The 18,493-nt window shown below is 64.5% G+C and carries 14 protein-coding genes; 13 read left to right on the top strand and 1 reads right to left on the bottom strand.

The window, feature by feature from the left end; genetic code table 11:
- Nucleotides 1-5: 5 nt before the first annotated feature.
- The 8 genes from OSH05_RS20055 to OSH05_RS20015 all read left to right on the top strand — a co-directional run bounded on the left by OSH05_RS20055 (nucleotide 6) and on the right by OSH05_RS20015 (nucleotide 12,487).
- Nucleotides 6-695 carry a GntR family transcriptional regulator gene (locus OSH05_RS20055; RefSeq protein WP_104217892.1) on the top strand — a complete coding sequence of 230 codons (690 nt, stop codon included), beginning with the start codon at nucleotides 6-8 and terminating at the stop codon, nucleotides 693-695.
- A gap of 661 nt (nucleotides 696-1,356) precedes the next feature.
- Complete coding sequence (locus OSH05_RS20050; protein WP_104217893.1) at nucleotides 1,357-2,745, top strand: SWIM zinc finger family protein; 1,389 nt, start codon at nucleotides 1,357-1,359, stop codon at nucleotides 2,743-2,745.
- Nucleotides 2,745-4,178, top strand: coding sequence for a DUF5691 domain-containing protein (locus tag OSH05_RS20045; RefSeq protein ID WP_104217894.1), 1,434 nt, complete (start codon nucleotides 2,745-2,747; stop codon nucleotides 4,176-4,178). The genes OSH05_RS20050 and OSH05_RS20045 overlap by 1 nt, the downstream gene beginning before the upstream one ends.
- Entirely contained in the window at nucleotides 4,175-5,254 is a 1,080-nt protein-coding gene (locus tag OSH05_RS20040; protein ID WP_104217895.1) for an ATP-binding protein, read from the top strand. The genes OSH05_RS20045 and OSH05_RS20040 overlap by 4 nt, the downstream gene beginning before the upstream one ends.
- A 1-nt stretch (nucleotide 5,255) precedes the next feature.
- The gene (locus OSH05_RS20035) at nucleotides 5,256-7,565 is read left to right on the top strand and encodes a DUF5682 family protein (protein WP_104217896.1); all 2,310 of its coding nucleotides are present in this window, start codon (nucleotides 5,256-5,258) and stop codon (nucleotides 7,563-7,565) included.
- Complete coding sequence (locus OSH05_RS20030) at nucleotides 7,558-8,787, top strand: VWA domain-containing protein (protein ID WP_104217897.1); 1,230 nt, start codon at nucleotides 7,558-7,560, stop codon at nucleotides 8,785-8,787. The genes OSH05_RS20035 and OSH05_RS20030 overlap by 8 nt, the downstream gene beginning before the upstream one ends.
- 799 nt (nucleotides 8,788-9,586) lie before the next feature.
- Complete coding sequence (locus OSH05_RS20020) at nucleotides 9,587-11,083, top strand: NAD-dependent succinate-semialdehyde dehydrogenase (protein WP_104217898.1); 1,497 nt, start codon at nucleotides 9,587-9,589, stop codon at nucleotides 11,081-11,083.
- Nucleotides 11,084-11,098: 15 nt separating this feature from the next.
- Nucleotides 11,099-12,487 (top strand): aspartate aminotransferase family protein, encoded by a 1,389-nt coding sequence (locus tag OSH05_RS20015; protein ID WP_104217899.1) that lies wholly within the window; start codon nucleotides 11,099-11,101, stop codon nucleotides 12,485-12,487.
- Nucleotides 12,488-12,616: 129 nt separating this feature from the next.
- Here the strand turns inward: OSH05_RS20015 and fgd are convergent, their stop codons facing one another.
- Nucleotides 12,617-13,621 (bottom strand): glucose-6-phosphate dehydrogenase (coenzyme-F420), encoded by a 1,005-nt coding sequence (fgd, locus tag OSH05_RS20010; RefSeq protein WP_104217900.1) that lies wholly within the window; start codon nucleotides 13,619-13,621, stop codon nucleotides 12,617-12,619.
- A 251-nt stretch (nucleotides 13,622-13,872) separates the two neighbouring features.
- Between fgd and OSH05_RS20005 the strand changes: the two genes are divergently transcribed.
- The 5 genes from OSH05_RS20005 to cofC are packed head-to-tail and all read left to right on the top strand — an operon-like array spanning nucleotide 13,873 to nucleotide 18,437.
- Nucleotides 13,873-14,790: an LLM class F420-dependent oxidoreductase gene (locus OSH05_RS20005; protein WP_104217901.1), complete on the top strand. Its 918-nt coding sequence runs from the start codon at nucleotides 13,873-13,875 to the stop codon at nucleotides 14,788-14,790.
- A gap of 6 nt (nucleotides 14,791-14,796) precedes the next feature.
- The gene (locus OSH05_RS20000) at nucleotides 14,797-15,972 is read left to right on the top strand and encodes a M24 family metallopeptidase (protein WP_104217902.1); all 1,176 of its coding nucleotides are present in this window, start codon (nucleotides 14,797-14,799) and stop codon (nucleotides 15,970-15,972) included.
- 7 nt (nucleotides 15,973-15,979) lie between these two features.
- Nucleotides 15,980-16,741 carry a coenzyme F420-0:L-glutamate ligase gene (gene cofE / locus OSH05_RS19995; protein WP_104217903.1) on the top strand — a complete coding sequence of 254 codons (762 nt, stop codon included), beginning with the start codon at nucleotides 15,980-15,982 and terminating at the stop codon, nucleotides 16,739-16,741.
- Between the two features lie 29 nt (nucleotides 16,742-16,770).
- A complete protein-coding gene (gene cofD / locus OSH05_RS19990; RefSeq protein ID WP_104217904.1) occupies nucleotides 16,771-17,742 on the top strand; it encodes a 2-phospho-L-lactate transferase in 972 nt (323 codons plus the stop codon).
- Nucleotides 17,739-18,437, top strand: a complete 699-nt coding sequence (gene cofC, locus OSH05_RS19985) for a 2-phospho-L-lactate guanylyltransferase (protein ID WP_104217905.1) — start codon at nucleotides 17,739-17,741, stop codon at nucleotides 18,435-18,437. The genes cofD and cofC overlap by 4 nt, the downstream gene beginning before the upstream one ends.
- The last annotated feature ends 56 nt before the right edge of the window (nucleotides 18,438-18,493 follow it).

Raw genomic sequence — 18,493 nt, 5'->3', positions numbered from 1 at the left:
TCGAGATGAACGACGACGTGATGGCGGCTTCGCCGTTCGATGCGCTGAGCAGGCAGAACCTGAGCGAGAGCGCCTACCGGCAGATCCGCAATGCGCTGGCCCAGAGCCGGCTCAAATCCGGGCAGAAACTGGTGCTGCGCAGCCTCGCCGAGCAACTCGGCATCAGCGCCACGCCGGTACGCGAGGCGCTGCTTCGCTTAGGGTCGGAAGGTATCGTCCGATTCGACAGCCGCGGCACCGCCTTCGTCCCGGAAATGACGCTCGAGCGCTATCTGGAGATTCGCGACCTGCGCCTCTGGCTGGAGGGACAGGCGGGCCTGCGCGCCGTCGACACGGTGAGCACGGCCGACATCGAGCGGCTTGCTGCCATTCACGAGCGCATGGCGGCGGCCGAGAAGAACCAGGATTCGGCGCTCGCGCTCGAGATGAACGGGCAATTCCATTTGCATCTATGCATGCTGGCGCAGATGCCGATGCTGCTCCAGTTCGTCGAGAACCTCTGGGTCCAATGCGGCCCCGCCATGGGCGTGCTCTACGAGGTCTCGCCGCCGCGCGACCCCGAGGGGCACCAGCATCTGGCCGTGCTGCACGGCCTCAAGCAACGCGACGGCGAGGCCGTCCGCAAGGCGATCGAACGCGACATCGTCGTTGGCGGTCAACGGCTCGTCTCGCTGCTGAGCCAGGCAAAACCATAGGCGGCGCCGGATCAAACCGGTCTCAGATCGACGCTAACCCGGTCTTTGTTTTGGGCGTCGCGATGGATGCGGAAACCCCAGAAATCCTCCATGGATCGCGGCCCGAAGTGCGCCTGAATGCAGGTAGAAATCGCGCTGCAAACGGGGAGCGTCGCGAGCGGAACAAAGGCAAGCCACGGAAATGCCACAGGATTCTCAGCGACTTCTGCAGAGAACTCGACCGTTGTAGAAATGGGTGGAGGAAGCATTCCACCATAGACCTGCCTCTGCCTGTATTCCCTGGTCGGCGCTGAAGCCACTGAGAGCGCTTTCCTCCCGACCTCGGACCGGACACCTCTGGAGAGCGACGTTATTTCCGTGGGTATCCGAAACTCGCTGTTTCACGAAACGCTCCGCGTCCGATCCGGCGATCCAAACAATGGGGTCAGAGAACATAAGTGGAGAACTGCCGTTCAACATGGTCCGAATTTCCGAAGGCAGGTCAGACCGCATCGCGCTTGAAGTCCTCGGTCAAGTTCACTTTGCCCATCGGGTCCTCCTTGCCTCAAAATCCAGGGAAGAACGCGTCCAGGAATCTGGGGGCAATTCACCCAGGCTTGCAACCAGATACCAAATGCAGCGATCCTGCACGCAGTGATTCCGCGGCTCAGGCAGGACACGCGTGGCGATTGATCTTGGGGCAATAGAAGCGCTGGCGCCGGATCAAGCGTCGTTGAGTGCAGCGTCCAAGCTGGCGAAGCGAAACCACTGGATTCGCCTCGAGCGAAGCAGCAGTCTCCTTTGGGGCGAATGCCAGGGATCAGGCGCCAATCCGTACCGTGTCATGGTCGATGAGGACGACCAAGGCTACAAATGCACGTGCCCGTCGCGGAAGTTTCCTTGCAAGCATTCGCTGGCGTTGATGTGGATCAGCGTCACCGCGCCCCTGGAATTCGCACCCTCGAATGAAATTCCGGAATGGGTCCATGAGTGGCTCAGCCGCCGCAGAAAAAGCGGCGCAGTCGGGACGGCGGTTGATTCCTCGGCAAAGAACATCGGACTGGTTGGCGAGCAGGAGACGCCTGCAAAGTCGGAGGATCCGCAGGCTGCGGAACGCCGCGAGGCGGCACAGCGTCAACGGGCTGCGAATGCCAGGCTCTCGATCGCTGCCGGTCTGGACGAACTGGACCAATGGATCGCCGATCAGTTGCGCCTCGGGCTCTCGGGCTTTGTCGATGCCGCCGGCGAACGCTGCCGCCGGATCGCGGCGCGTCTCGTCGATGCCAAGGCGGCTTCGCTGGCCAGCCAGATCGACGAGCTTCCGGCGCAGCTGCTCGCTTTGCGCAGCGAAGAGCGCCCCGAAACCGCTATTCGCGAACTCGGCAAGATCGCACTTTTGGCACGCGCATGGCGCGCGGCCCCGGACGATCCGGAACTGGGGCGTCTCGTGGCCAATTCGGAGACGCGTGAACAGATATTCGCGGATCCCGACGCACCGCGCATAACCGCGTCCTGGGAGGTTCTGGGGGAGCGGATCGAGACCCGCAAGGACGGCCTTGTTAGTCACGGAACCTGGCTCATGACCGTCGGCGAGGACGAGCCTCGCTTTGCGCTGCTGCAGGACTACTATCCAGCCTCTGCCGGCCGACGCTCTCAGGCTTTTTCTGCCGGTGAGCGGTTCGACGCCAGCCTCGTCTTCTATCCGGCCCGCTATCCCTTGCGGGCTTTGATCGCCGAACGCAGCGGCGCCATCGCCGCGGATGGCCCATGGCCGAACCCAATGCACCAAACCCTGTCGGATCCGCTCGCGGCGCATATCCTTCGCCAGCGCGCCGCGCCATGGTCGAGCAGAACGCCGATCCTGCTGCCCGCCGGTTCGCTGGCTCGCGACGATCGAGGAGCCCTCTGGTGGCAAGGGGACAATACCGCGAACGACATCGCCTTGCCGCTGGCCAGCGATCCGCCTGAGCCGGTCCTCGGGATTGCGCTCCGGGCCTCGGCCGGATTGTGGGATGGAGTCCGCCTTGATCTGCTGGCCGCGCAGAGCCAATTCGGAAGGCTCGGCCTCTGATGAACGAAAGCGAGCGCTTGGGCCTGGCGAAGATGCGTGACGCCTGGATCGCCGGCGGCTCGGCCGCCGATCTCGCATCGCCCGAGTGGGAGATGATCGCCGCTTCCCTCCCGAAAGCCGAGCGCGAGAGGGCGTTGCTCATCATCGCCGGGCAGGCGCTCGAGATCGATTTCCGGCCCGCCGCGCCGAAGACCCTCATTCGGCGCCCGGCCTTGCCCGAGCTGGCGCTGCCAATCCTGCCCGACCGATTGCGGCCGCTCTTTCGCGCGGCATTGAGACAGACGCAGGACCCGCGCGGGCGGTCTCGCGTCGCGATTCTGGTGGCATCCCGCGGTTTCGTCGCGCACCCGCTCGACTGGATGCCGGCAGCCTCGAATGTCGCCGCACCGCCCGTCTATGCGCCTTGGGTCGACTGGCTGGCGCAGCCCAGCGGCGCGAGCGGGCCCGCGTCGGTGGACCTGACGACCGAGAACTGGGAAGATTTCTATCCGGCGGCGCGGCGGAACGCGCTGGCGGACATTCGTCGATCTGATCCCGAACGGGCCAGGCAACTGCTGGAAGCCAGGGCTGGGGCCGAAGCCGCCGAGGCACGGCTCACCCTGATCGAACTGCTGCGCGTGAATTTGAGTGCGGCCGACTTGCCGTATTTGCAGAGCCTTGCCGCGGATCGTTCGGCCAAGGTGCGGCATCTCGCTGCCAGCCTGATGGCTCGTCTGGGTCATGGCGCGGCCGACGACGAGAGCTCCAATGAGGCAGCGGAGCTTGCGGGATTCATCGAACCGGGCAAGGCAGGACTTCTGCGACGCGCTACCGTCTACAAGCCGCGCGAGCTCAAATCTCACGCGCAGCTGCAGCGACGGGCGCGACTCTTCGAGAGCTGCAGGCTCATCGATCTGGCGGCCAAGCTCGGTACTGGAGAGGAAGGCCTTGTTGCCGGCTGGCAGCTTGGCGGCAAGGATGAAGTCGACGCTTCGTTCGCTTCGATGGTCAACGCCTCGGCCGGCGATGTCGCCGTGGCTCAACTTGCTGGGCGCCTTCTCCACGCCGGCGACCTCCGGGCGCTGCTGCAGCTCGAAACACGGCTCGACCACAGCTGGCGCCGACGTTTCATTGAAGCCGTGCTGGCCGGTGGCAGCGCCGGCCTTCCGCTTCTGGACGCCATAGCCGACATACCGGCCGGCACGTTCGGACGGGATGAGTTGATCGGCTCACGCCTCTACAAGGAAATCCGCGCCGGCATTGTCGGCAATGACACAACCAAACGCGTCGTCCCCGACCTCAACGCCTTCGGCACTTTGGCAACGGCGGAGGCTGCGGCTGCGATCGCAGCAGACCTGACGGCAGCCGGTCTTGATCCCGTCAATCCGTCATTGGCGCTGCTGCGCCTCAACGCCGCGCTGGACGATCAGCAGGACCTAAGGAGAACGGTATGACCACCTTGCTGCGCCTGCCTGCCGAACAAGGCTACGCAACCGAACTGCAGGCGCTGGTGCGTGGTGACGACGCTCAAAGGCCGCAGGGCTGGAAGATGTCGCCGCGCGCCGTGCTGACCTATCTCCTCGGCGGCACGGCTGGCGACGGCACACCGATCTCGCCCAAATATGTCGGTAGCCGACGGCTGATGGAAACCGCCGTGGCAACACTCGCTACCGATCGCGCGCTGCTCCTGCTCGGCGTGCCCGGGACGGCCAAATCCTGGGTGTCGGAGCATCTGGCCGCAGCCATCACGGGCGATTCGACCTTGCTGGTGCAGTGTACGGCCGGCACGGACGAGAACCAGATCCGCTATGGCTGGAACTATGCGGAGCTTCTTGCCAAGGGGCCGAGCGAAACCGCGCTCGTACCGACGCCCGTCTATCGCTCCATGCAGGAGGGCAAGCTCTGCCGCCTCGAGGAGCTGACGCGCATGGGTTCCGATGTTCAGGATGCGCTGATCACCGTGCTCTCGGAAAAGATGATGCCGATCCCGGAGCTCAATTCGGCCGTCTATGCCAAGCGCGGTTTCAACGTGATCGCCACTGCCAACAATCGTGACAAAGGGGTCAACGAGCTTTCCTCGGCCCTGAAGCGGCGTTTCAACGTCGTCGTGCTCCCCTTGCCAAGCGACATCGAGGAAGAGGTGCGTATCGTATCGAAGCGTGTCGGGGAAATGGCCGGCGGGCTCGACCTGCCCGTGCCGAAGAATGTCGGCGAGGAAATCGCGCGCGTATTGACCATTTTCCGCGAGCTAAGATCCGGAAGCACGGCTGACGGCAAGGTCACGTTGAAGACGCCGACCAGTTCGCTCTCGACCGCGGAGGCCATTGCCACTCTGATCGGCGGACTGAGCCAGGCTGCCTGGTTCGACGATGGAAGATTGTCCGCGGCCGGGGTCGCCCCCAGCATGGTCGGCGCTATCATCAAGGACCCGGTTCAGGACAAGGCAGTGCTTGAGGAGTACCTCGAGACGGTTCTCAAGAAGCGCCCGGAATTTGCCGACTATTACACGGCGCTCAACGACGCTCTGTGAGATGGCGAAGGCGGAGAGGATCTCTTTTTTCGGCATTCGCCATCACGGCCCTGGCTCTGCGAAGAGCCTGCTGGCGGCGCTGGATGAGCTACGTCCGGTGGCCGTGCTGATCGAGGGGCCGGCCGATGCGTCCGACTTGCTGCCGATGCTCGCCAATAGCGCGATGCGGCCGCCTGTCGCGCTGCTCTGCTATCAGGAAGACGTGCCGGCAGCGACCGGCTTCTGGCCATACGCAGAGTTCTCGCCGGAATACCAGGCGGTACTCTGGGCGGTTCGCGAGGGCGCGGCGTTGCGCTTCATCGATCTGCCCGCGTCAGAGAGGTTCGCCCCTCCGAAGGCAGAGCCCGGAGGCGAGCCGCTGCAGGTTTCCGGCGAAACGACGAAAGAAACCGCCGCCGGGGAAGAGCCCGCCGAGGAACGACAATCGACCGCCGACGCTCCTGCGGAGCCCGCCTATATGGGCGACCCGATCGGAACGCTGGCGCGGATCGCGGGGTATGAGGACGGCGAGAGCTGGTGGTCGGACGTCATCGAACAGAACCCAGCGCCCGGCCCGATCTTCGCCGCGATCGCAGACGCCATGATCACGCTGCGCGACAACGGCGCCCCGCTATCGGCGTTTGAGGCGAAGCGCGAGGCCCATATGCGTCAGTCGATTGCGGCAGCCGAGAAGGAGTTTGAAGGACCGATCGCGGTGGTATGCGGCGCTTGGCACGTGCCGGCGTTGAAAGCGAAAATCGCCCGGAAGGACGACCAGGCCCTGCTCAAGGGCATGTCGCGCAAGAAGAGCATGACGACCTGGGCGCCCTGGACAGGTCCGCGCCTCGCATTCGGTCATGGCTACGGGGCCGGCGTGGCCGCACCCGGCTGGAGCCGGCATCTGTGGCAAATGCGGGACCGCACCGACGGTGCCAGCGTCTGGCTTGCCCGGATTGCCGCGGTGCTGCGCGCCAAGGGATATTTGATCTCGACGGCATCGCTGATCGACGCCGAACGCCTGGCATTGGCGCTCGCAGCGATCCGTGGCCGTCCCAAAGCCGGCTTCGAGGAACTCCGCGAGGCGGTGGTTTCGGCTCTGCTTGGCGGCGATCCCCTGTTGTGGCGGATGATCGAGGCCGAGTTGCTGCTCGGAAACGACGTCGGCGAGATACCGGCGGATGTGCCGCTCGCGCCGCTCATCGTGGACCTTCAGCGGTGCCAAAGGGAAGCCCGGCTGAAGCCTGAGGCCCTTGATCGCGAACTCTCGCTCGACCTGCGCTCAGAGGGCGGCCTCAACCGGTCGACACTGCTGCACCGCCTCGACGTGCTCGATGTCCCGTGGGGCAAGCTGACCGATGCCGGGCGAAGCCGCGGCACCTTCCGCGAGCGCTGGCTGCTGCGCTGGGAGCCGGAATTTTCCGTGCGTCTGGTCGAGAACCTGATCCATGGGCCAACGATCGCCAAGGCCGCCAACGGCAAGCTGATCCAGAGGCTCGGCGAGGCCAAGAGCCTCGATGAGTTGGCGCGTCTCGTACAAAGCGCGATCACGGCGGATCTCGACGAGGCTGCCGCATCGGGCCTGGCCGCACTGGAGGAAAAGGCGGCGCTCAGCAGTGATTGCCAGGAAATGCTCGGCGCGATCCCTCCCCTTGCCGATACGGGACGCTATGGCGAAGCTCGACGCTCCGATGCGGAGCATTTGCTGGGCCTGCTGAATCGCCTGATCGTCGAGGCAGCGATCGCCCTGCCTTACGCCGCCCGAACCCTCGATGCCGAGGCCGCCGCCTCGTTCGTCACCGCCATGCGTGCCGCGGCCGGCGGAATTGCGCTGATCGAAGCCGGCCCATCGATCCTTGAGGCTTGGCATAAGGGCCTCGCCGAGGTTCTCGACAGTGGACACTCAACGCCGCTTGTCGCCGGTTGCAGCGCGCACCTGCTCTACGAGGCTGGCGCACTGAAGGCCGAGGATGCGGCCGCCCTTCTGGCGCAGCGACTTTCGCCCGGGACACCTGTGCCGAGCGCGTCCGCGTTTCTCGAGGGCTTCTTCAGCGGCGCAGGCCAGCGGCTGATCTATGATGATGCGTTGCGAGGCGCCGTCGATCGATGGCTAAGTGGCATCGAAGAGGAGAGCTTCATCGCGCATCTGCCGTTGCTTCGTCGTGTTTTCTCCAGCCTTGACGGCATGGAGCGCCGACGGCTGGTCCAGGCAGTGCTAGGTGGCGCAGGACGATTGCCGGCCATACTGGTGCCGGCTCCGGACGGCGGCGAAGGTTGGCGGCAGCATCTCACCGCCCTGATTCCCTGGCTGGTCGGAGCACCTTCCAATGGATGAGGCAAACGAACCGGCGACCAATATGCCCCTCACAAGCGAAAGCGAGCGCGAACGCCGCTGGCGGTTGGCGATCGGCGCCGACGACGCGGATAGCTCCGCGCTTTCGGATGAAGACCGGCGGCTGTCTGCCGCGCTGAGCGCACTCTACGGCGACGGAGAAAACGGAGGTCCCGACTCGCGAAAGCAGCGCGGCGGTCTCGGTAGTTCGGCGCCGAAGGTCGCCCAATGGTTGGGGGACATCCGTTCCTTCTTTCCGCAGCAAGTCGTGCAGATCGTCCAGAAGGATGCCTTCGAGCGACTCGACCTCAAGCAGATGCTGATGGAGCCGGAATTTCTGAAGGCCGTCGAAGCCGACGTGAATCTGGTCGCAGACCTTATCTCGCTGCGCAATGTGATGCCGTCCCGGACCCGCGAGCTGGCGCGCAGCGTGATCGCCGACATCGTCGCGAAACTGATGGAGCGGTTGGAACGCAAGACGGCCGAGGCAATCCGCGGGGCGCTCGACCGGTCCCGGCGCACCTATCATCCACGCGAGCGCGACATCGACTGGCGGCGCACCATCCAGGCCAATCTTCGACACTACCAGCCCGAGCACAAGACAATCGTTCCCGAGAAGTTGGTGGGCTTCATGCGCCAGCAAAGGCGCCTTGCCGACCTTGATGAGGTCGTGCTGTGCGTCGACCAGTCCGGCTCGATGGCCAGTTCAGTGGTCTACGCATCGATTTTCGCTGCAGTCTTGGCGTCGCTGCCGGTGGTGAAGACCAAACTCGTTTGCTTCGATACGGTGATCATTGACCTGACCGACGACCTGGCTGACCCGGTGGAGGTCTTATTCGGCGTCCAACTCGGTGGCGGAACGGACATCAACCAAGCCGTCGCCTATTGCGCCGAACGTATCGAACGTCCGACGAAAACGCATTTCGTATTGGTCACCGATCTCTACGAAGGTGGCAACGGGACGGAGATGCTGCAACGACTGGCAGCCATGGTGCGCGTCGGCGTCAATGTCATCGTGCTGCTGGCGCTGAGCGATCTGGGTCGTCCTGCCTATGATCCAGCCATGGCCGGGGCGGTCGCCCAACTTGGCATTCCGGTCTTCGCCTGCACTCCTGACCTCTTCCCCGAACTGATGGCGGCCTCTCTGCAGCGCAACGATATTGCCACTTGGGCTGCCGGCATGGACATCAAATTGGTCCATGCGGAGACGCGCGATTCGCGATAGAGGCGGATATCGCGCCGCTATCCGCACTTGATCCCATGCTTGTCGAACAGATCGAGGGCGGCGTTGTCAGGGTCGCCTCGGCCCCAGACGTCCATGTCAATCCGTTCTGCGGTGGCTGCGGCGGTCAGGTCCAGAAGAGAGATGACCCGGTTTGTCTGAATGTGAACAAGCGCCCAAGCGGGACACCACGCAAGATGGCTTCAACGCATCGAGAATACTTCAGAGATTCTGTGTCTGCCGGGGTCTCGATCGGCGCGGGTCTGGACCCCGATTGTCTTCACGATATATAATTAAATCAGATATTTAGTTCGATTTGAGCCGAGGCCCCAATTCCACACAGCCGGCTGCAATGTGTTGAAGTCATCTGTTGTGGGGTGATCGATCGGGCGCCTGTCTTCACTCTACCGCCAACGCCACGCCGAGAGCCTCTTTGCCAAGCTCCAGGATTGGCACCGTCTCGCAACCTGCTACGACCGATGCGCACACACCTTCTTCTCAACCATCTGTATCGCAGCTGCAGTCATCTTTTGGCTCTGATCATTGAGTCCTGACCCCAGGCATTGCGTCCAAAGAAAGTCTGTGCCTCTTCGCCAACTGCAGATCTGTCATCGGTCGGTCCGCCTTCCCAGACTCCGATCCGAAGAAAGCACGGAAATTGCGCGCTTCCTTGGAAGGACCATCCAACAACGGGCACTAAAGCCGAGAATGACCCGGCTCCTCCGGCAGTAAACTCCATCGCAGCGCTGCTTGGCCCAGGGGCTTTGGCTGAAAGCGCGGAGCAACGGAATGGGGCCGTTTGATGAAAGCCAATGTGGGCCACGCTTCAAGGACCGCGTACAGCTCCATCCGGGGTCACGTCGCAGATCCGGATCTTCTGCGAGAACGTGCCTTTGTCGATGGCCGCTGGATCACGGCGCCGTCGGGCGCAACCTTCGAAGTTCGAGATCCGGCCACGTCTTCCTTGATCGCGCTTGTAGCGAGCCTGCCCGCTGCGGCCGCGCAGGACGCGATAATGGCCGCTTCCCGAGCGCTTCCCGCCTGGAAGGCCCTGTTGCCGCACCAGCGCGCGACCATTCTTCGTCGATGGTTCGACCTGATCATCGCTGCGCGCGAAGATCTCGCACTGATCATGACGCATGAACAGGGCAAACCGCTGGCCGAGGCGCGGGGCGAGATCGACTATGCCGCTTCCTTCGTCGAGTGGTATGCGGAGGAAGGCAAACGCTTGAACGCGGAGAGCGTGACGAGCCATCTGCCCGGCACTGAAATGCTGGTGCATCGCGAGCCGCTCGGCGTCGCCGCCCTAATGACACCCTGGAATTTCCCTGCCGCCATGCTGACGCGCAAGGCCGCTGCCGCGCTCGCTGCCGGCTGCACGGTCGTCGCCCACCCCTCGGCCCATGCGCCGCTATCGGCGCTGGCGCTGGCGGTTCTCGCCCAGCGCGCCGGCATCCCGGCGGGCGTGTTGAACATTGTCACAGGCGATGCCGCAACGATCGCCGGTGTGTTTTGTAGAGATCCCCTGGTTCGCGTCGTCAGCTTCACCGGCTCGACGGAGATCGGCCGGCTGATCGCGGCGCAATGCGCACCGACCGTCAAGCGCGTCGTCATGGAGCTCGGTGGCCACGCGCCGCTGATCATCTTCGACGACGCCGACGTCGAACGGGCGGCCGGCATCGCCCTCGACGCCAAGTTCGCCACATCCGGACAGGATTGCCTCGCGGCCAACCGGATCTTCGTGCAACGCGCCCTTTATCCAGCTTTCTGCGAAGCCTTCACGAAACGCGTGGCGAGCCTCAAGATGGGCGCCGGCCTCGAACCAGGCATCGACATCGGGCCGCTGATGCATCATCGCGCCGTTGCCAAGGTCGCGGCGCAGGTACGCGATGCCATGGCCCGTGGCGCCAGGCGTCTTGTCGGTGCAGACGGCGACGGTTCGCTCTTCTATCCGCCGACACTGCTGGCCGACGTGCCTGACGACGCCACCATTATGCGCGAGGAGACCTTCGGGCCTGTCGCGGCGGTGACGCCGTTCGATAGCGAGGCCGAAGTCATCGCCCGTGCTAACGACACAGAATACGGCCTCGTCGCCTATGTCGTGACCAAGGATTCAGGCCGCGCGCTGCGCCTGTCGCGCGCGCTCGACTTCGGCATGGTCGCGATCAACCGCGTCAAGATCACCGGCGCGGCGATACCGTTCGGCGGCGTCAAGCAATCGGGCCTCGGCCGAGAAGGCTCCCGCCACGGCCTCGAAGCCTTCACCGACCTCAAATACACCTGTCTCGATCTCGCCTAATCCAAGGAACTCGCCATGCTCGACCACCCCTCATCGCACAATGAACTCTCCGCCTGGGACCGGGATCACTTCTTCCATCCCTCGACCCACATGGCGCAGCATGCGCGCGGCGATACCCCGAACCGGATCATGGCCGGCGGCGAGGGCGTTTACATCACCGACATCGACGGCAGGCGCAGCCTCGACGCCTTTGCCGGGCTCTATTGCGTCAATGTCGGCTATGGCCGCACCAAGATCAGCGACGCGATCGCCCGCCAGGCGGCGCAGCTTCCCTATTATCACGCCTATGTCGGTCACGCTTCGGAGCCGTCGATCCGGCTCGCCAAGATGGTGATCGACCGCGCCCCGAAGCACATGAGCCGCGTCTTCTTCGGCTTGTCCGGCTCGGATGCCAACGAGACCAACATCAAGCTGGTCTGGTACATCAACAATGTTCTCGGCCGGCCGGAGAAAAAGAAGATCATCTCGCGGTGGCGCGGCTACCACGGCTCCGGCATCATGACCGGCAGCCTGACGGGCCTAGCCGCTTTCCACAATCTGTTCGACCTGCCACGCGCGCCGGTGCTGCATACCGAGGCGCCGTATTTCTACCGCCGCGAGGATCGCAGCCTGAGCGAGGAGCAGTTTGTGCAGTTCTGCGCCGATAAGCTGGAAGAGATGATCCTGGCCGAAGGCCCCGAGACCATCGCCGCCTTCATCGGCGAACCGGTGCTGGGCACGGGCGGCATTGTTCCGCCACCGGCCGGCTACTGGCCGACGATCCAGGCCATCCTCGACAAATACGACATCATCTTGATCGCCGATGAGGTGGTGACCGCCTTCGGTCGTCTCGGCTCGATGTTCGGCTCCGATCATTACGGCATGAAGCCGGACCTGATCACCATCGCCAAAGGCCTGACCTCCGCCTATGCGCCGCTTTCCGGCGTCATCGTCTCGGAGAAGCTCTGGCGCATCCTGGAACAGGGCTCGGATACCTTCGGGCCGATTGGTCATGGCTGGACCTATTCGTCGCATCCGCTCTGCACGGCGGCCGGCGTCGCCAATCTCGAGGTCGTCGACGAATTGGATCTCGTCAACAATGCGCGCGATGTCGGCGCCTATTTCCGTGCCAGCCTCGCCGACGCGGTCGGTGGTCACGCGATCGTCGGCGATGTGCGCGGCGAGGGACTGCTGGCCGCGGTCGAGTTCGTGAGGGATCGCGATGACCGCGTGTTCTTCGAGACTGCCGAAAAGGTTGGTCCCCGCATCTCGGCCGCGTTGCTCGGTCAGGGTGTCATCGGCCGGGCCATGCCACAGGGCGATATCCTCGGCTTCGCACCGCCGCTCTGCCTGACGCGCGAGGAGGCGGACATCGTCGTCGCCGCGACGGTCAAGGCCGTCGACGAGGTCGCCGCCACGCTCTAGGAAATTCCCGAGCGAATCCGACAGCGGTTCGGGTGAAAAAACGCGATCCAACAGATCGTCAGAGCCGTTCAGCGTTTCCATGGAGCGCGGAGCGGCTCTCGATGTTGCGTGGCGGCCCGATCGCGCGCGCTACTCGAATTCGGCGCGCAGGCGCGGCATCGCGCGCTCGGCGAACAGCTTGAGGAAACGCGCCTGGTCCGGGCCAGGCGCGTGGAAAACGAGATGGCGGAAGCCGAGCTCGACATACGGACGCAGACCCTCGATCAGCGGCTCTACCTCGTTGCAGACAATCCAGCGGCTGGCCGCCCGCTCCAATGGCAAAGCGTCGGCAAGCCGCTCCATCTCGACCGGGTCCTCGATGCCCATCTTCTCTTCCGGCGACAGCGCCAGTGCTGCCCAATGGCGCGTGTCCTCCAGCGCCCGCTGGGCGTCCTCGTCGAACGACACTTTCACCTCGATCATCAGTTCGAGCCCGGCCATCGTCTTGCCGGCCGCCGCCCGCCCCTTTTCGAGGTTGGGCAGCAGGGTCTCACGATAGAGCTCCGGCTTCTTGCCACTGGTGCAAATGAAGCCGTCGCCAAGCTCGCCCGCCATGAAGGCCGCCTTGGGGCCAGACGCACCGAGATAGATCGGCACGGGCTGCTCGGGCCGGTCATAGATCGTGGCGTTCTCGGTCTGGTAATAGGTGCCGTGGTGTGAGACCCGCTCCTCCGTCCACAGGCGGCGCATGAGAGCGACAGCTTCGCGAAGCCGCCCCTCGCGCTCCTTGAAACCCGGCCATTCGATGCCGATCGAAGGCACCTCGTTCAGCGATTCACCGGTGCCGACACCCAGGATCATCCGGTTGGGATAAAGCGCACCCAGCGTCGCGACAGCCTGGGCAACAACAGAGGGGTGATAGCGGAAGGTCGGCGTCACGACGCTGGTGCCGATGGTCATCCGCTGCGTTCGTTCGCCGAGGGCCGCCATCCAGGCGAAGGAAAACGGCGCATGGCCGTCCGTATGGCGCCAAGGCTGAAAGTGATCGCTGACAAAGCAGGAGTCGAAGCCGACTTCCTCCGCCAGAATCGCGAAATCCAAGAGCTGGCGCGGCGCAAACTGTTCCGCCGAAGCCTTGTAGCCGAATCGCAGCATGTCACTTCTTCCTGATCACCTGGTGCCCAGTATCGTGCACCCGCAGCAAACAGGTTACGGCCCTATCGCCGACGCGAACGGAAGAGTTTCGGCGCGGCCCGCGTTCTGGCCGGATAGTTTTGGGCGAGGTACTCCTAGTGAAGCCGCAATTCGACCGGCTCTGCGCTAATCTCGCCCGATGATAGAGAGAATCGCCTTGGCGACGCGTATCGCGAACCGGCGAGTCCAAGGCCATCGGGAGTGAGTTGGACATGAAGATCGGCGCCCTGTTTCCCCAGTTCGAGATTGGCCTGAACCCCGCCCATATTCGCGACTTCGCCATCACGGCGGAAGAACTCGGCTACACCCACCTGACGGCTTTCGACCAAATCATCGGTCTCAACAAGGCCAGCCGCCCCGACTGGAAATATGTCCATGACGCCGCAGACATGTTTCACGAGCTCTTCGTGCTGTTCGGCTATCTCGCCGCCGTTACCAAGCGCATCGAATTCGTCACCGGCGTGCTCGTGCTGCCGATGCGCGGCACGGCGCTGGTCGCCAAGCAGGCGGCGGAGGTCGATCTGTTGAGCGGCGGCCGCCTGCGCCTCGGCGTCGGCGTCGGCGTCAAGCCGGAGGAATTCGAGGCCTGCGGCGAGGAATTCGGCAATCGCGGCAAGCGGATCGACGAGCAAATCGACGTTCTGCGCAAGCTCTGGTGCGACGACTTGATCACCTATGAGGGCAAGTTTCACCGCATCGAAGATGGCGGTATCAACCCGCTGCCCATACAGCGCCCGATCCCGATCTGGATCGGCGGCATTTCGGAGGCCGCGATCAAGCGTGTCGGCCGGCTGGGCGACGGCTGGCTACCGAATTTCCAGGCAGACGATCTCGGCCGCCGCAGCATCGAGGCGATGCGCGAAGTCGCCGTCAGCCATGGCCGCGATCCCGGCAAGATCGGCATAGAGGCGACGATGACGATCATCGATCGTACGCCAGCCGAACTGCGAGAGGAATTGGAAGCCTGGCGCGCCATCGGCGCAACCCATGTCACGCTCAACACCATGCCGGAGCGCTGGGTCGAGGAAGAGCAGCGCTGGAACAAGGCGGCCATTGGCGGCCTTTCGGACCCGCAGGCCCATATCGACGCGATCCGGAGCTTCCGCGCCGCCCTCCCCGAGTTCTTCTAGGCCACCATGCCCGTTTTCGGCCGATCCGAGTTCGTTGCCCGCATTGCCCGTGTGAAGGCTCGCATGATAGCGGCCGGGATCGACGTACTGGTCTGCGCGGATCCGGCCAATTTGAACTATCTGACCGGTTATGACGGCTGGTCGTTCTATGTCCATCAATACGCGGTGCTGTCGCTCGACGACGAAGAACCGCTCTGGATCGGCCGTGCGATGGATGCGCCGGGCGCGCACATGACAACGTTTGTCCGGCCGGAGAATATCGTTCCCTATCCCGAAACCCATGTGGATTCGGCCCTCCTGCATCCGGCGCAGTTCGTCGCCGCGGTGCTGCGCGAGCGCAGTTGCAACCGCGCCCGCATTGGCGTCGATCTCGACGCGTTCTATTTCACCGCCCGCGCCTATCTGGAATTGATGAAGGCGCTGCCCGAGGCATCCTTCGTTGATTCAGAGGGCTTGGTGAACTGGGTCCGCCTGGTCAAATCGCCGGCCGAGGTCGCGCTGATGCGCGGGGCCGCCTCCATCGTCTCGAAGGCGATGGCGGTCGGCATGGAGGCTGTCGCCCCCGGCGTGCGCGAATGCGATGCGGTGGCAGAGATCACGGCGGCCCAGTTCCACGGCACGGCCGATTTCTGGGGCGACTACCCTGCCGCCCTCGCCCAGGTGCCAAGCGGTCGCAAGAGCGCCGCGCCGCATATGACATGGTCCGGCGACCGCTACGAGCAGGACACAGTCGCCTATCTCGAACTCGGCGGCTGCCATCACCGCTATCACGCGGCGCTGGCGCGCACGCTCTACCTGGGCAAGCCGCCGCAAGCCCTGCTGGATGTCGCCAAGGTCGTCGCCGAGGGGTTGGACGTGGCGCTGGATGCCGCCCGGGCAGGCACGACATGCCACAATGTCGAAGCGGCCTGGCGCAAAGTCATCAACCGCGCCGGCTATCACAAGGCATCGCGGATCGGCTATTCGATCGGGCTCAACTATCCGCCCGATTGGGGCGAGCGCACCGCGAGCCTGCGCGAGGGCGACGAGACCGTGCTGGAGGCCAATATGTGCTTCCACATGATCCTGGGCATGTGGATGGATGACTGGGGCTACGAATTGAGCGAAACATTCTGCGTTCGCCCATCCGGAGCACCCGAGATCCTGACCAGCTTCCCCCGCGATCTGGTCGTCAAGCCGTGACACGCCGATGACCCTCACCCTCACCTCCTTGCCGGACGTCCCTCTGGTTGCACCCGGCGACGACCTGGGCGCCCTCCTGATCGCAGCGATCGAGCGCGCCGGCATCGTTCCGCAGGCGCGCGAGATCCTGATCGTCGCGCAGAAGGTGGTTTCGAAGGCCGAGGGGCGTTTCGTCGATCTGAGGCAGGTCGTGCCATCGGCCCGCGCCGAGGAACTGGCCATCGCCGTCGACAAAGACCCACGCCTCGTCGAGGTGATCCTGTCGCAATCGACCGAGGTCGTGGCGCATCGGCGCGGCGCGATCGTTGTCGCGCACAAGCTCGGTTTCGTCATGGCGAATGCCGGCGTCGACCAGTCCAACGTGGAACAGACCGACGGCGACACGAATGTGCTGCTGCTGCCGGAGGATCCGGACGGCTGGTGCGAAGCCCTTCGGCAGCGACTGATGGCGCATTTCGGCGTCGAGATGGCCGTTGTGATGAACGACAGCTTCGGCCGCGCCTGGCGCTACGGCACGGTCGGCGTGGCGATAGGTGCCGCCGGCCTCCCCGCTTTGCTCGATTGCGTCGGTGAGCCTGACCTGTTCGGCCGCAAGCTCCGGATCACGCAGGTCGGCCTCGCCGACGAAGTGGCGGCGGCAGCGTCGCTGCTGATGGGACAGGCGTCCGAGGGCCAGCCCGCTGTGCTGATGCGTGGGCTGTCCTGGTCAAGGCCCCCTGTTCCTGCCTCAACGCTCGTTCGCGCCAAGGCCGAAGACATGTTTCGATAGATCCTCACGTCAAGTAAGGCGGCACAAGCATGGTTCCGGAAGGGACATCGGACGCCAGGGTACTGGCAATCTGCGGCGGCATCGGCGGCGCCAAACTGGCGCTCGGCCTCTACCGCACGCTGGCCCCCGGCCGGCTGACGGTCGCCATCAACACAGGCGACGATTTCGAGCATCTCGGCCTGCATGTCTCACCCGACATCGACACCGTCACCTACACGCTGGCCGGCCTCAACGATACGCATCGCGGCTGGGGACTTGCCAATGAGAGCTGGGGCTTCATGGCCGCGCTTCAGCGGCTCGGCGGCGAAAACTGGTTCCTGCTGGGCGACCAGGATCTGGCCACTCATGTCCAGCGCACGCTCCGACTGAAGGCCGGCGAAACGCTTTCGCAGGTGACCAGCGACTTGGCCACACGCCTCGGCATTGAGGCGAGGCTGCTGCCGATGAGCGACGACTCCGTCCGCACCATCGTCGGAACGAGAGACGGGCCAATGGCCTTCCAGCGCTATTTCGTCGGGGAGCAATGCCGCCCCGCCGTGAACGAAATCTCCTTCGAGGGCGCCAGCAAGGCGCGCGTCCAGCCGGAGGTACTCGCTGCGCTGGCCGACGAGACCCTCGCGGCAATCGTCATCTGCCCGTCCAACCCCTATCTCAGCGTCGATCCGATCCTGTCCGTGCCCGGTTTTCGCGCGGCGCTGGAAGCGGCCCCTGCACCCGTTATCGCCATATCGCCGATCGTCGGCGGCCGCGCCATCAAGGGGCCGACCGCCAAGATCATGACCGAGCTCGGCCTGCCCGTGACCGTGCACGCGGTGGCGGAGCATTATCGCGGCTTGCTCGATGGCCTGATCATCGACAATGCGGACGCGGCCGAGGCCGACGCGCTCGAAGTACCCGTCGCGGTGACCGGGGCAGTCATGGATACGCTGGAGGACCGCGACCGTCTCGCCCGTGCCGTGCTGGACTTCGCAGCCTCGCTGCGGCTGCGGGGCACCGCATGACCGCGAACGCGATCTGGTGCGTCGTTCCGGTGAAGCGCCTGCAACAGGCCAAGCTGCGGCTGGCGCCGGTGCTCGACGCGACGGAGCGCGCCGGCCTCGCTCGCGCCATGGCGGAGGATGTTCTGCGGGCCGTCATCGCGGTTGACGCTCTCGCAGGCGTGCTCGTCGTCACCGCCGATCTGACGATCGCCGCGCTGGCTAGCGAGATCGGCGTCGGCGTCATCGCCGACGAGTCCGATCAGGGATACAATGCCGCCGTCGAGCGTGCCGCCCGATATCTGATCGACACCGGCGCCCGTGGCATCCTGGTCCTGCCAGCCGACGTGCCCTCGGTCACGCCGGCAGATATCGTTGCCCTGCTTGACGCACATGGGTCAGGCCCGGCGGTTACCCTTGTTGCCGCCGAAGCCGATGGTGGCACCAACGCCCTCGCCTGTTCGCCCGTGAACGCCATTCCGTTCGGTTTTGGCGAAGGCAGTTTTGCGCGCCATCACGGTGCGGCGCGCGCATGTAACATCGTCCCGATGCTTCCGTCCTTGCCAAACCTTGCCCGCGACATCGACCGGCCAGACGATCTCGCCGCTTTTATGAAGCGCCCGGCTCCGACCCATACTCATGCCTTCCTCGCTGCGCTCATAGGTTCGGCCGACCGCTTTGCGATGCCCCAACCCGTGCTCCAGCAGGTCGCATCATGACCCGCGACGGGCTCGACCACGCCGCCGCCGGCCATCGCCTCTCCGATACCGATGCA

This window comes from Kaistia algarum (assembly GCF_026343945.1).
In the GTDB taxonomy this organism is placed as follows: domain Bacteria; phylum Pseudomonadota; class Alphaproteobacteria; order Rhizobiales; family Kaistiaceae; genus Kaistia; species Kaistia algarum.
This window is presented reverse-complemented; position numbering and strand designations above follow the sequence as displayed.

Coding starts and splice junctions, on each gene's coding strand:
- OSH05_RS20055 (WP_104217892.1), top strand. CDS start 6: ATGAACGACGACGTGATGGCGGCTTCGCCGTTCGATGCGCTGAGCAGG.
- OSH05_RS20045 (WP_104217894.1), top strand. CDS start 2,745: ATGAACGAAAGCGAGCGCTTGGGCCTGGCGAAGATGCGTGACGCCTGG.
- OSH05_RS20040 (WP_104217895.1), top strand. CDS start 4,175: ATGACCACCTTGCTGCGCCTGCCTGCCGAACAAGGCTACGCAACCGAA.
- OSH05_RS20035 (WP_104217896.1), top strand. CDS start 5,256: ATGGCGAAGGCGGAGAGGATCTCTTTTTTCGGCATTCGCCATCACGGC.
- OSH05_RS20030 (WP_104217897.1), top strand. CDS start 7,558: ATGGATGAGGCAAACGAACCGGCGACCAATATGCCCCTCACAAGCGAA.
- OSH05_RS20020 (WP_104217898.1), top strand. CDS start 9,587: ATGAAAGCCAATGTGGGCCACGCTTCAAGGACCGCGTACAGCTCCATC.
- OSH05_RS20015 (WP_104217899.1), top strand. CDS start 11,099: ATGCTCGACCACCCCTCATCGCACAATGAACTCTCCGCCTGGGACCGG.
- fgd (WP_104217900.1), bottom strand. CDS start 13,621: ATGCTGCGATTCGGCTACAAGGCTTCGGCGGAACAGTTTGCGCCGCGC.
- OSH05_RS20005 (WP_104217901.1), top strand. CDS start 13,873: ATGAAGATCGGCGCCCTGTTTCCCCAGTTCGAGATTGGCCTGAACCCC.
- OSH05_RS20000 (WP_104217902.1), top strand. CDS start 14,797: ATGCCCGTTTTCGGCCGATCCGAGTTCGTTGCCCGCATTGCCCGTGTG.
- cofE (WP_104217903.1), top strand. CDS start 15,980: ATGACCCTCACCCTCACCTCCTTGCCGGACGTCCCTCTGGTTGCACCC.
- cofD (WP_104217904.1), top strand. CDS start 16,771: ATGGTTCCGGAAGGGACATCGGACGCCAGGGTACTGGCAATCTGCGGC.
- cofC (WP_104217905.1), top strand. CDS start 17,739: ATGACCGCGAACGCGATCTGGTGCGTCGTTCCGGTGAAGCGCCTGCAA.